This is a genomic window from Mesorhizobium yinganensis (assembly GCF_040081985.1).
Classification (GTDB): domain Bacteria; phylum Pseudomonadota; class Alphaproteobacteria; order Rhizobiales; family Rhizobiaceae; genus Kumtagia; species Kumtagia yinganensis.
This window is the reverse complement of sequence record NZ_JBEBMH010000063.1, coordinates 1-11,823: the sequence shown is the minus strand read 5'-3', so window position 1 is coordinate 11,823 and position 11,823 is coordinate 1. Positions and strand designations below refer to the sequence as shown.

16 protein-coding genes and 4 pseudogenes are annotated in these 11,823 nt (G+C 60.9%); 6 read left to right on the top strand and 14 right to left on the bottom strand.

What is annotated here, in order from left to right:
* Positions 1 to 669, top strand: a 669-nt coding sequence (locus ABMA59_RS36435) for an IS3 family transposase (protein ID WP_349010220.1), incomplete at its 5' end; no start/stop codon positions are given.
* Between the two features lie 48 nt (positions 670 to 717).
* Positions 718 to 1,781, top strand: a pseudogene (locus tag ABMA59_RS36430) (IS630 family transposase).
* A gap of 240 nt (positions 1,782 to 2,021) precedes the next feature.
* On the opposite strand, the gene ABMA59_RS36425 reads toward ABMA59_RS36430, so the two are convergent.
* Positions 2,022 to 2,189, bottom strand: coding sequence for a hypothetical protein (locus tag ABMA59_RS36425; RefSeq protein WP_349010219.1), 168 nt, complete (start codon positions 2,187 to 2,189; stop codon positions 2,022 to 2,024).
* Between the two features lie 34 nt (positions 2,190 to 2,223).
* Positions 2,224 to 2,532: a hypothetical protein gene (locus ABMA59_RS36420; RefSeq protein WP_349010218.1), complete on the bottom strand. Its 309-nt coding sequence runs from the start codon at positions 2,530 to 2,532 to the stop codon at positions 2,224 to 2,226.
* Between the two features lie 186 nt (positions 2,533 to 2,718).
* Here ABMA59_RS36420 and ABMA59_RS36415 point away from each other — a divergent pair, with 186 nt between their 5' ends.
* Positions 2,719 to 2,988 carry a hypothetical protein gene (locus ABMA59_RS36415; RefSeq protein ID WP_349010217.1) on the top strand — a complete coding sequence of 90 codons (270 nt, stop codon included), beginning with the start codon at positions 2,719 to 2,721 and terminating at the stop codon, positions 2,986 to 2,988.
* Between the two features lie 231 nt (positions 2,989 to 3,219).
* Here the strand turns inward: ABMA59_RS36415 and ABMA59_RS36410 are convergent, their stop codons facing one another.
* The 5 genes and pseudogenes from ABMA59_RS36410 to ABMA59_RS36395 form a co-directional block, all read right to left on the bottom strand.
* The gene (locus tag ABMA59_RS36410; protein WP_349010216.1) at positions 3,220 to 3,471 is read right to left on the bottom strand and encodes a GlsB/YeaQ/YmgE family stress response membrane protein; all 252 of its coding nucleotides are present in this window, start codon (positions 3,469 to 3,471) and stop codon (positions 3,220 to 3,222) included.
* 136 nt (positions 3,472 to 3,607) lie between these two features.
* A pseudogene (locus tag ABMA59_RS37505) lies at positions 3,608 to 3,757 on the bottom strand (hypothetical protein); the annotation flags it as partial.
* A 94-nt stretch (positions 3,758 to 3,851) separates the two neighbouring features.
* A complete protein-coding gene (locus ABMA59_RS36405; protein ID WP_349010215.1) occupies positions 3,852 to 4,109 on the bottom strand; it encodes a DUF7220 family protein in 258 nt (85 codons plus the stop codon).
* A 37-nt stretch (positions 4,110 to 4,146) separates the two neighbouring features.
* Positions 4,147 to 4,560 carry a DNA methyltransferase gene (locus ABMA59_RS36400; protein ID WP_349010214.1) on the bottom strand — a complete coding sequence of 138 codons (414 nt, stop codon included), beginning with the start codon at positions 4,558 to 4,560 and terminating at the stop codon, positions 4,147 to 4,149.
* A complete protein-coding gene (locus ABMA59_RS36395; RefSeq protein ID WP_349010213.1) occupies positions 4,550 to 4,840 on the bottom strand; it encodes a hypothetical protein in 291 nt (96 codons plus the stop codon). Before ABMA59_RS36395 ends, ABMA59_RS36400 begins: the two co-directional genes overlap by 11 nt.
* Positions 4,841 to 5,009: 169 nt before the next feature.
* Between ABMA59_RS36395 and ABMA59_RS36390 the strand changes: the two are divergent.
* Positions 5,010 to 5,274 (top strand): annotated as a pseudogene (locus ABMA59_RS36390) (transposase); the annotation flags it as partial.
* Positions 5,275 to 5,359: 85 nt separating this feature from the next.
* Here ABMA59_RS36390 and ABMA59_RS36385 read toward each other — a convergent pair.
* The 6 genes from ABMA59_RS36385 to ABMA59_RS36360 form a co-directional block, all read right to left on the bottom strand.
* On the bottom strand, positions 5,360 to 6,562 hold the full coding sequence (locus ABMA59_RS36385) for an aminotransferase class V-fold PLP-dependent enzyme (RefSeq protein WP_349010212.1): 1,203 nt from the start codon (positions 6,560 to 6,562) through the stop codon (positions 5,360 to 5,362).
* Positions 6,563 to 6,585: 23 nt separating this feature from the next.
* Complete coding sequence (locus ABMA59_RS36380; protein ID WP_349010211.1) at positions 6,586 to 7,047, bottom strand: RidA family protein; 462 nt, start codon at positions 7,045 to 7,047, stop codon at positions 6,586 to 6,588.
* A gap of 36 nt (positions 7,048 to 7,083) precedes the next feature.
* Positions 7,084 to 7,878 (bottom strand): amino acid ABC transporter ATP-binding protein, encoded by a 795-nt coding sequence (locus ABMA59_RS36375; protein ID WP_349010210.1) that lies wholly within the window; start codon positions 7,876 to 7,878, stop codon positions 7,084 to 7,086.
* Between the two features lie 4 nt (positions 7,879 to 7,882).
* Positions 7,883 to 8,533, bottom strand: a complete 651-nt coding sequence (locus tag ABMA59_RS36370) for an amino acid ABC transporter permease (protein WP_349010209.1) — start codon at positions 8,531 to 8,533, stop codon at positions 7,883 to 7,885.
* Position 8,534: 1 nt separating this feature from the next.
* Positions 8,535 to 9,203, bottom strand: a complete 669-nt coding sequence (locus ABMA59_RS36365) for an amino acid ABC transporter permease (protein ID WP_349010208.1) — start codon at positions 9,201 to 9,203, stop codon at positions 8,535 to 8,537.
* Positions 9,204 to 9,272: 69 nt separating this feature from the next.
* Positions 9,273 to 10,112: a transporter substrate-binding protein gene (locus tag ABMA59_RS36360; protein WP_349010221.1), complete on the bottom strand. Its 840-nt coding sequence runs from the start codon at positions 10,110 to 10,112 to the stop codon at positions 9,273 to 9,275.
* 168 nt (positions 10,113 to 10,280) lie between these two features.
* On the opposite strand from ABMA59_RS36360, the gene ABMA59_RS36355 reads away from it, so the two are divergent.
* Together ABMA59_RS36355 and ABMA59_RS36350 are read left to right on the top strand one after the other, a co-directional pair.
* Entirely contained in the window at positions 10,281 to 11,105 is an 825-nt protein-coding gene (locus ABMA59_RS36355; protein ID WP_349010207.1) for an IclR family transcriptional regulator, read from the top strand.
* 190 nt (positions 11,106 to 11,295) lie between these two features.
* Positions 11,296 to 11,418: pseudogene (locus ABMA59_RS36350) on the top strand (tyrosine-type recombinase/integrase); the annotation flags it as partial.
* 101 nt (positions 11,419 to 11,519) lie between these two features.
* Here ABMA59_RS36350 and ABMA59_RS36345 read toward each other — a convergent pair.
* On the bottom strand, positions 11,520 to 11,823 hold a 304-nt coding region (locus tag ABMA59_RS36345; protein ID WP_349010206.1), incomplete at its 5' end, for a transposase.

The window sequence follows — 11,823 nt, the reverse complement described above, 5'->3', positions numbered from 1 at the left end:
CGCGAGGAAGGGCTGACGGTTCGCAAGCGCCGGGCGCGGCGACGCGCGGTGGGCACGCGAGCGCCGATCCTGGTCGAGGCGAAGGCGAACGCGCGCTGGTCCCTTGACTTCGTGCACGACCAGTTCGCCTGCGGGCGGCGCTTCCGGGTGCTGAACATCGTCGACGACGTGACGCGCGAATGTCTGGCCGCTATCCCGGACACATCGATCTCTGGTCGTCGGGTGGCACGTGAACTGACCCACCTGATCAGCCGTCGCGGCAAGCCAGACATGATCGTTTCCGACCACGGCACCGAGTTCACCTCGAACGCCATCCTCGCCTGGTCGAAGGATCACCGTGTCGAGTGGCACTACATCGCGCCGGGAAAGCCGATGCAAAATGGCTACGTCGAATCCTTCAACGGCCGGATGCGCGACGAGCTCTTGAACGAGAGCCTGTTCTTCGGCCTCGACCATGCGCGCAGCGCCATCGCCGAATGGAGGCAGGACTTCAACACCGCGAGACCCCATTCCTCACTCGGATACCAGACCCCGGCGGCCTTCGCCGGAACCCTCACCGCAACCGGCTCCAACGCTGCGCTCATTGACGGCTTCGCGTCTCCGCCGGTTGCTCAACCCGCGCCCTACGGCGTAACAGAAACGGCCAAGGCTCTAATCGCCGATGGATGACAGTTCAGTGGCAGGTCAGCGCTTCGCAGCGATTTCCACGCCGTCTCGGTGAGGAGCGCCGCGCGCCGCTCGAAGAATAGCGCGCAAACCCGGCGCTTGCTGGCGCTGGCGGCGATCTATGATGGGGCGAGCCGAACGGAGGCCTCGCGGATCGGCGGGGTCACGTTGCAGATCGTCCGGGACTGGGTGGTGAAGTTCAACGCGGCCGGTCCTGACGGGCTGATCTGATCGATCGGAAGGCGCCAGGACAGCCATCGCTCCTCAATGCGACCCACCGCGCGGCGCTGATCGCGGCGATCGAGCGGGGCCCGATACCGGCCGTCCACGGTGTCGTGCGCTGGCGGATCATCGATCTGGCCCAAATGTTGTGGGACGACTTCTCGCTGTCGGTATAGCGGCCTACCTTGAGCCGCGAACTGCGTGCGCTCGGCTACCGCAAGCTCTCGGCGCGGCCCAAGCACCACACCCAGGATCCAGATGCGATCGAAGCGTTCAAAAAAGGGGCTTCGCTACCGACTTGGATAAGGTCAGAGCGTCCCTCCCGCTCGGCACACCGATAGAGATCTGGTTCCAGGACGGTGGGGGCAAGAAATCGTGGATGGACCCGCGATTTCCCGCCGAACAGGATCGGGCAGAAGAACAAGGTCACGCGGCGATGGGCGAAGCGGGGAACCTGACCCTCAGCGCCGCATGATCAGCGCACCAAATCCGCCTACATCTTCGGCGCGATATGCCCGCAGGAGGGCAAGGCCGCCGGCCTCGTCCTGCCGTTCTGCAACACCGACACCATGAACCTGCACCTGGCAGAAATCGCACTGCACGTCGCGCCCGGCGCTCACGCCGCGCTGCTCATGGATCAGGCCGGTTGGCATCTGACGCCGAAGCTCGAGTTGCCGGCCAACATCTCGATCGTCGCGATCCCATCGAAAAGCCCGGAGCTCAATCCGCAGGAGAACGTGTGGCAGTTCATGCGCTACAACTGGCTGTCGAATCGCGTGTTCGGCTCCTACGACGAGATCGTCGACCATTGCTGCGACGCCTGGAACAAGCTGGTCGAGCAGCCCTGGCGCATCATGTCGCTCGGCCTCCGCGAATGGGCCCGAGGGTTCTGATCATTGAACCTTGGTATGAGCCCCTGATTGCGCAGCAGTTTAGTCGTTAGCCTCTTCGCCTCGATGACGATCTCAGTAACCGCCGCAATGTTGCAGCGTCTGAGCTAGCCATGCGCGGAGGCTCGGGCCAGTCAGACATCACCGGTGGTGACGTGGTGAGACGGCCGCCGAGCTGATTCTGCTGGACGAAATACGCTCGCCCAAGGCAACGATGCTCGTGAAGGGTGCCTGGGACGGAACCTAAGCGACTGCGGCCTTCTGCAAGATTCGGGCTTCGCGCACGAGCGACGACCAGTCCACTCCCAAAGTGGCGACGAGATCACGCGCGTCCCTCTCCTCGATGCCGGTTTCGCACACCAGGCGTCGTATCAAATGTGAGAGCCGCAATATGTCGAGTTCGTTGGTCATCTACATCACCTCCACCACGGCAAAATACGAGCGTTCAGTCTCTGGACTGTGGCGACACCAACGCATCATGTTTCACGCTGGCCAAGAACGCCGCGCCGACTGCCACCGGCTTCTTTGCCTCTCCGGCCATGAGCGCTACGCAACTCGGGCACGTCACACCGGCATTTCCGAAACTAGCCTCGCCAGCGGGTACGTCGCCATTGCCGCACCGCGGCCACAGCAAACGCCCATCCGCGGGTGTTTCCGACCCTTCGACCGCGTGAGTGATGCCATCGGGATCGGTCCAGCGGATGCCTACACCGTAGACTTTTGCGAGTTCGTTGGGGGTAATGTCGCTGGTCATGATGCTCTCCCGTCACATGAAGACAGGATCGCCGGGTCATAACCCATTCCGCCCTGGTCCCGGCGAACCTTCATTCCCGATTTGGCACATCGGGGCCAGATAGGGACTGGCTACCTCATACGTTGCATAAGCCGTGCCAACAAAAGTTGGACTTGTAGCCGGTTCGGCGTTTGGGCACGATCGCCTATGGTCCAGTCGGACGACCTTCGCCAGGTGATGAGACAGGCTCGGGCATTACTGCTCGTGGGTGGGCCTATTGATGCCACCTCGCAAAACAAGCTGGCAAGGAAAGCTACAGCGTTCATCAAGGACAGAAACCGCGCGGCACGACTGGCCGAGCAATTGGCGGTAGCCATCAGCTTCCACCACATGCTGGCCGAAATGAACCGGGAACCCGTCGGCCCCTGCCGGGAAGCTCTGAGCATCCTCGACGAGATCGAAATTGTCAGCGGCTAGCCCCGTTAAGCCCGCCAGATCACGCGCTGGTCATAGACAACCTTGTCGAGGCGCCTGATTTTAAAGGGGAGGCGGAAGGCACGCAGCGGTCTATGCCCAGGGCAAAACGGCCTTGGCGAGGGAGTCCAAGTCAAGGCCAGTGACTTCGTGATTGATAGTCGATCTTTCATCCGGGCCGTGTCACTCACCACAGCGCCGTGATTCCGCTCAACGCGATTATATTCGGAGAGGCTACCTACGGATCAACCGACCGACGAATATTAGGATGCATGCGCCGATGAAGCCTGCGATGAGATAGCCAATCCACCCGCCCAAAGCGATGCCGAACACACCGAGGAAAGCGTTGGCGACAATAGCGCCCACGATGCCCAAGATGATGTTCATAAAGATGCCGGTGTTCGACTTCATGAACAACTCGGCGAGCCACCCCGCCAATCCGCCGATTATGATAGCAGCGATCCAACCGACTTGTGCGTCTTCCATTTTTATCCCTCTCGCGCGAAATTGCGCCGACGGTAACGCGGCTGCCTCACGCGAGTTCCTCAGCGCCTGACCATCGCAAACAAAACCACAGCGCCGATGAGCGCGATCGTGGCAAACACCTGCAGGCGGCGCGCCCTTAGCACCTCGGCTTCAAATACGCATCGGCAGGCCGGGTGCCGAACTCCCATGGCTTCTGCTCGTGGGAGCGCAGTTTGGTGACGCGGCTGCGGGAAGCCGGGGAAAGGCCGAGTTCGGCGGCGTATCTATGCATGATCTCCAGTTGCTTGTTGGCGACGGCTTTGGTTTGCGCTGGGGTTTTGGACCGGGGTCATCTTCGCTGTCGACGAGATAGAGCTGCGGTTTCGGCTTGCGTCCACGCATCATGGCCTGCTGAGACGCTGCCGCGGTCGCTCGCTGCACTGGAACTCGTGCTGCTTGTCGACATCAGCGAGATGCTGGAAGAAGCGGCGCAGCACAGAGGAGCGGCCCAGCGAAGCGACGGTGAAGATGGCCGCGATCATGCCGTCGGTTGCCAGTGTCGTTTCGATGCCGAACTGCGGAAAGGCAAGCCGCTGCACCATGATGGCGACGATGTAGCCGGCGATGACGTTGGCGAGTGCCTCGAGGAGAGAACCCATACGGACTGGCTACCGTGGAGTGGCGGTGGAAGCGTCGTCATGACCGGACCTCACAATGAGCCCGGTCAGCATCGCCAAGCCGCTCCGCCCGCACCTGCTCAAAGCTTTGGCTGGTTGCCTCCAGCATCGCGGCCTCGCCGGTAAAATCCTGCCAGCGGGTGATGGTCACGTCGACATAGGCGGGATTGAGTTCGATCGTATGGCAGGCCCCGCCGGTCATCTGGGCACCGATGATGGTGGTGCCGGAGCCGCGGAAGGGTTCGTAAACGGCCTGGCCGGGCGAGGAATTGTTCTCGATCGGCCGCCTCATGCATTCGACCGGCTCCTGGGTACCGTGACCGGTCTCGGATTTTCTGTGCGGGACCTGCCACACCGTCGTCTGCGTGCGATCGCCGGACCCGTGATCCTTCTTGCCCTTCCTGACCGCATACCAGCAGGGTTCATGTGCCAATGATATCGCCCCGGCCGATCACCAGGCGGGTCTTGTCCCACACGATCTGAGAGCGGATGAAAAAGCCGCAAGCCTCCAAGCTTTCGGCAACTGTGGCGGCGTGCAAGGCGCCGTGCCAGCCATAGACGACATCGCCAGGGAAGAGCGCCCAGGCTTCCGTCCAATCGGCACGATCATCATTCAGCACGGTGCCGCAGGCGAGATCGACATGGGCATGGTCAGGGAGTTGGCTGCGCCATGCCGGGTCATAGGCGACGCCATAGAGTGGATCACCACGCACAGATGCGGCCTCACGCCGGCAAGCACAAGTTCCACATCGGCCGGTATTAAGCCGCTCGGGAGCGCGCGCTCAGTAGCGCTGAAGCGAGCCGAGCGGCTTGCGGGCGGTCATCGATGTTCGCCGGTAGGGTCGGGTTGTTCAAGACCAACCTGATTCGAAGGAACGAGCGATGACCGACGAGATGATGAACCTGCGGACGCTTGTAGAGAAGACCCCCGACGCCGATGTGCTGCGCGAGATGATCGGCTTTGCCGCCGAGCGGCTGATGGAGCTGGAGGTGGGAGCGGCGACGGGCACCAGCTTTGGCGATAGGTAGAGATTGGGAGACACGGGCCGGTACGGTAGAACTGCGCATACCCAAGCTCAGGAAGGGCTCCTACTTCCCGAGCTTCCTGGAGCCGCGGCGCATGGCCGAGAAGGCGTTGACCGCGATGTGGTCGTTCAACGCATCGACGTCTTGATTAAACGGCATTCGTGCACCGGCGAACATCTCAGGGCCGGATCGAGCGCCCGAGGCACCTAATCCGGCCAGCGCAAGGCACCGGCGGAGTCTTTGCGCGCCGACTTCATGGCGTCGGCGGGACGCTCAGCGTTCAAGACGGCCCGCAGACGTTCGGCAACTATCTCTGCCTCACCATCGTGAAGATTGCACGGATCAAGGAAGAAATGGCCGCGCTCCACCTCGTGATTGCGAACGATGATCGGAGGCGATCCTGCCGCCAGCGCCGCGGCAAGGCCAGCGGCGGTGAACCCGCTCTCAGGCGAAACAAAGACCTGAAGCCGGTCGAGCGGATTGGCGGTTGGATCGGGAGTGATATGCACAGCGATACCGGGCAGATCCTGCAATGTGCCTTTCCAGAGATGCAGCGCTGCTTCCTCTCGCTTCCGGATGCCTATGTGGTCGCGCCGATCCCAGGCTTCCAGCGCCGCCATGGTGCCGACAATGCTTTCCTTGCCGACCTTCATCGCTCGCGCAACACCACGATTCTGGAGATAGGCGGCCCGCACAAGATCCTTACGGCCGGTGACAATACCGCTTGTCGGTCCGCTAAGGAATTTGTGCCCGCTATAAATGACGAGGTCGGCGCCACGCGCGAGAAAGCCGCGCAGGTCGTATTCGGAGGCGGCGTCGACGATCACCGGGACGCCCTTGGCGTGGCAGATATCACAGAACTCCTCAAGCGACAGCATGCCATATTGCACCGTGTGATGCGCAACGACGTAAAGCCCTGCCGCGGTGCGCTCCCGAATCGCTTCCCGTACATGGTAGTCCTGTGTCACGCTAGCCGTACCGGCCGGCACGATCCTGGCCCCGGCAAGCCGGATCGACTGGTCGATCGGCGCGCCATAGTTGACGATATGGCCGAGCTGAACGATGACTTCGGACTTGAGGCCTTCCGTGTTGTCCGGCAGTCGCTCGATCGCGAGAAGGTTGGTGCTGGTCATCGCCCCGGCTATGGCCATGGTGATGCCGCTGGCGCAGCAAGCCGTAATGAAGCCGGCCTCGCCACCCGTGACACGCGCGATGACGTTGCTTGCGGCGCGTTGCAGATCGTCCATCTCCACCCACTGCGAGGCGATTTCCGCCATGGCGGTGATCGCTTCCGGGACAATGATCGAAGCGCCGAGCGCCGTCATCGTACCGGAAACATTGATGATCGGGCGAAGGCCGAGCCGTTCGCGAATTGTCATATTGGAGCGGTCGGCGGAACAGATCGTCATCTCTAAGATCCCTTTGTAAGACGTTAGGCGGCGATCTCGATGACCGCCTCGATTTCGACTGTGATATTCCCCGGCAAGGAACCGGCACCGATCGCCGAGCGGGCGTGCCCACCGATACCATCAAAGACGTCGGCGAAAAGATCGGAACAGCCGTTGAGCACTTTCGGGTGATCGCTGAACGTCGGGACAGCGTTGACAAAACCGAGCAGCTTGACGATGCGCACAATGCGGCCAAGGTCGCCTACCGCTTCGTGCATGACAGCGAGCAGGTTTAGGCCGGTGAGCCGGGCATGGACATAGGCTTCTTCCACCGTGACGTCCTCGCCCACCTTGCCCGTACAGAGCGTGCCATTGGCGCGCAACGGCCCCTGGCCGGACAGGAAGATCAGCCGTCCGCTCCCGGCGTGGGTGACGAAGTTGGCGATGGGCGTCGGCGGCACGGGCAGAGTCAGGCCCAATTCGGCGAGCCGGATATATGGCGTCATAGGAAGGCTCCTTGCGACAGCTTTCGCTGTCTAGTGTCAGAAATGCGAGGCACGGAACCGTGCCAGGAAACTGCGAAGGCGTTCGTTGTCGCATTCCGCCGCTAGAATCTCGGCAGGCGGGCCAACTGCACTGACGCCGCCATCCGCCATGAAGACGATGCGGGTCGAGGCGTCGCGAGCAAACGCCATTTCGTGAGTGACCATCAGCATCGTCATGCCGTCCTCGGCCAGGCTGCGCACGACCTCGAGCACCTCTCCGACCAGTTCCGGATCGAGCGCGGAGGTTATCTCGTCGAGCAGCAGAATTTTCGGCTCCATCGCCACGGCGCGGGCGATGCCGACGCGCTGCTGCTGGCCGCCGGAAAGCTCGGCTGGCAGACTGTCGGCCTTATGGGCGAGTCCGACCCTACCCAGCCAGTGCTCGGCAATGGCGCGGGCTTCAGCATCAGTCTTGCCGCGCACCTTGCGCAAGCCAAGCATGATATTGCCGGCCGCCGTCAGATGCGGGAACAGGTTGAAGCTCTGAAAAACCATTCCGGTCTCAGCGCGCATCGTCGCCAGATCGCGTTCGCTTCGACGCTGGCGTGTTCCAGCCTGGCGAAAACCGACTTCCTTGCCGTCGATGCGGATGGAGCCGCTGTCGTAACTCTCAAGGAAGTTGACGCAGCGCAGCAGCGTAGTCTTACCGCTGCCAGACGGCCCGACGATCGTCACCACCTCACCGCGCATCACCTGCAGACTGACGGAGCGCAACACCGTGACGGCACCGAAGGATTTGGAAACGTCGGAGATATCCAGAAGCGCCGGGCTGGCGTGCGAGGTGATGGGCATCTTGCTATTCCCGGATGAAGGCGAAACGCCGCTCCAGCCGCCGGCTGGCCAGCGAGAGGGCGTAGTTGACCGCGAAGTAGATCACCGCGCCGAGGATATAGAGCGGCATCGCCTCGTAGGTGCGACCGATGACCTGGTTGATGGCCTGCATCAGGTCGGTGATGCCGAGCAGCGAAACCAGCGCGCTGCCTTTCACCGCATCTGTGACGCCATTGATCCACGGCGGCAGGAAGCGCCTGAACGCCTGCGGAAAAATGACGTAAGCCAATCGCTGGCGGAAGGTCAGCCCGATTGCCATCGCCGCTTCGGACTGCCCTTTCGGGATGGAGCCGATCGCTCCCCGCAGATATTCAACAACCTGCGCCGTCTTGAACAGGGTGAGCGCCAGCACGGCCGCCCAGAAGGACTCCAGATGAATCCCGACGGCAGGCAAACCGTAATAGACGAAGAAGATGAGCACCAGGATCGGGATGCCCCGTATGGTATCGCTGAAGATGCGCACCGCCCAGCGCAAGGGCGATGGACCATAAACAAGGCCGACGCCCATCATCACACCGCTTACCAGCGATAGCGCCACGACCAGAAACGACACCCACAACGTCACAGCAAAGCCCTGAGCCAGGAAAGGCAAGGCGTAAGCGATCTGGCCGAGCATGTTAGCGCGCCACACTGAACCGGCGCTCAACCAGCCGAAGCGCGTAAAGAAGCGCATAGCCGGTCAATAAATACATCGCCGTCACGACGAGATAGACCTCGACGATCCTAAAGGTGTTGAAGTTGATCCACTGGGCGCCGTAGGTGAGTTCGGGCACCGAGATGACCGACGCAACGGACGTATCCTTGAACAGCGATATGAACGTGTTGGAGAGCGCTGGCAGGGTTATCCGCAGCATGGTCGGCAGACGGACATGGAGCAGCCGTTGCCAGGGCGTCAGGCCGATCGCCTTGCCGGCATCGAGTTGTCCTCGCGGAACCGCTTCCAGTCCGGAGCGAAACACCTCGACCAGATAGGCGCCGCTATAGATAGACAGCGTCGCGACGAACGAGGTTTGCGCGCTGTAAGCGATGTCGATCACGGTCGGCAAACCGTAGAAGACCAGATAGACGAGCAGGATGAGCGGCACATTGCGGATGAACTCGACATAGGCCGCGATGACAGTCCGGACCACGCGTCCGGCCGACACGTACCACACCGCCAGAACCAGCCCGATGACGATCCCGATCGCTATGGAGATGACGGCGAGCTCGAGACTGAGCAGCAATCCGTCCCAGAGCTTGTCGAAAAAATGCCGCCAGATCAGGTTGAAATTAAGGGTATAGCCCATGCTTGTCCGTCAATATCGACCACTGCCGAGGAAGGCGGAAGGGCGCTGGAGGCCCTTCCGCCAGCTAAATCAGATGATCGGAAAGCCAGGATGCCGCGCCGGCGGCTCCAACCCAAAATAGTCCTTGAACGCGGCATCGTAGAGCGAATTCTCATGGCCGAACATGGCGATAGTGAAGGTCGCGTTGACGAAGGTCAGCCAGTCAAGATCGCCTTGCCGAAGTGCAGCGCCATAGAGCATGCTGAACCAGCTCTTGCCTGCGTCGAAGTAGCGGTCCGGATTGCGCGACGCGAGCCAGCGCACTGTAGACAGATCGACCGCGGCGGCGTCGACGCGCTTTGATTCCAGGGCCTGCAGCACGTTGGCTTGCGTGTCTATCTGCATTACCTGCGCCTCCGGCATGACAAGATGCACGTTTTGCTCGGCGTCAACATTTTGAAGGATGGAAATGCGTGTCGCGGCGCCTCCGGCAAGCAGCTTGTCGAACGTCTTGTTCTCGGCGGTCGGAAGGGTCAGCAGAGCGACGCCTTCGACGTAATAAGGTCTGGAAAAATTGACCAGTTGTGAGCGCTGCGCGCTCATGGTCATGAACTGGATGGTGATGTCGACCTTATTGGTGGTTACGTTCGGAATGCGTTGTGCCGGATCCTGCATGACGAAATCGACCTTGGTCGGATCGTCGAAAAGTCCCTTGGCAAGAATGCGACCCATGGTGATGTCCATGCCGACCAGTTCGCCTGCATCGTTTTCGAAGTGCCAGGGCGCGTTGGTGCTGCCGGTGCCGACGATCAGCTTGCCTCGATCGAGAACGGTGCGAAGCAGGCTATCCGGGGACGCCTGGGCTGCCGCCTTCTGAACGTCGATCGTCGTTGCTGCGCTTATTACCCCGGCTGTTGCAAGCCCGGCCATTCCCATTTTCAGAAATTCACGCCTTTTGGATGTGTCGTTCACGGCGACCTCCTTCGTGTTGGTTCCCCTTGCACGAGCAGTACATGCATCGTTGAAACGAACACGGTTGTCTCTTACAAGAGACGCATGTACCCTGTACAAGACAGATACTAACATCGGGAATCGACAATGCAAGACGGTAATGCCCTGACAGCCCGGCCGAACATTGATCAGGACGAACACAAGGTCTCAGGCTCCCGCGAGAAGGGTCTCAACCGAGTGCTCCAGATATTTGAATTTCTTCACGGTACCCAGCGCGCGATCGGCATCGGCGATATCGCCAAAGGTGTGAATGCACCGCGCTCGACCACCTATACCCTTGTGCGCTCGCTAGTGGACGCAGGCCTGCTGGAGACGACCGGCGACGGCAATCGAATCTATTTCGGGAAGAAGATCTATCTCTACGGTATGGACTATGTGCGCGGCAACGACCTCCTCAGGAGAGGACGGCAGGAAGTCGACAATTTGTCACGCGAGACCGGCGAGACTTCTGAATTATGCATGCTGCAAAGCGGCCGTTACACGATTGTCCATTCAAGCCCGGGTACCAGACCATTCCGGATCAGCTCTGCCACAGGTTTGCAGATACCGCTCCCATGGACTGCATCGGGGCGCTTGCTTCTGGCGGGTTTCGAGAGGGCTGTGATCGAAGAGATGATGTCTGAAGACGATCTTATCCTGCCGGACGGTCGCAAACTGCTGCTTGACGACTTCATTGCTGATATCGCCGTAGCAGAGCGCGCCGGCTATTGCGTCACGTCCGGCTTGGTCGATGCCTACACCAAATGTCTTGCCACGCCCATCTTTTCTGCGCCTGGCAAGGTCGAGGCAACGATTTGCCTCGTGGTTCCTATCGACACCTCGGAGGATAAAACCGGCGAACTCATTGCCCTGTTGCGCGAACGCGCTGCGCGGCTTTCGATCGCGGATGAAAGGTTTTTGCCGAGGTACTGATACCAACGGCCCCTGAGGTGACTCAATGGGCATTGAACGAAGCCGCTGAGGGGGCATTTGACGCGTGGGTTTGCGGTTGAGGGTTCTGTTTTGAACGATTGCGGCTGTTGAAGCGGAATCTTGGAACGGGAGCACTGAGATGGTCGAGTTCTTCGCCGGCGCATGATCGAAAATATGACGATCCGCAATCTGCCGCTCGGCGCTCGCTGCCGCCGGCGTCGACAAGCGGGTGACGGTGCACACGCTCAGGCACTCCTTCGCCACGCAACTGCTCGAACAGGATGTCGACATCCGCGTCATCCAGGTCCTGCTCGAAGCAGATACATACTGCCCACCAACACCCGATCGAGGGACGGATCTTCTATCCATTTCATCTGGCTAGGCTATTTCGTCGACCGTGAAGAATGAAGCGGATCAGGCTGGGCGAGATTTTGTCTGGCAGTTGATGGCTGCGATGAGCAGGCACAAAAGGTTCCTGAACCAGTTGAGCAGGAGCGAGAAGTTGTAGCCTGCGGCGGCGAGGATGGCGTTGATGGCGTCGCCGTGCTCGCCGGCGAGATAGTTGCGGCCCATGCGGTGCTCGGCCTTGACGTGTCCGATGACGGGCTCGATTGCCGAGCGTCGGCGCATCTGACGCTTGATGGCCGGTGTGACACGGCGTTTCTGGGCGGCGGTGAAGACCCTGAGCTTGTGGCTGTCGGGTGCGTTGTGGCCGCGG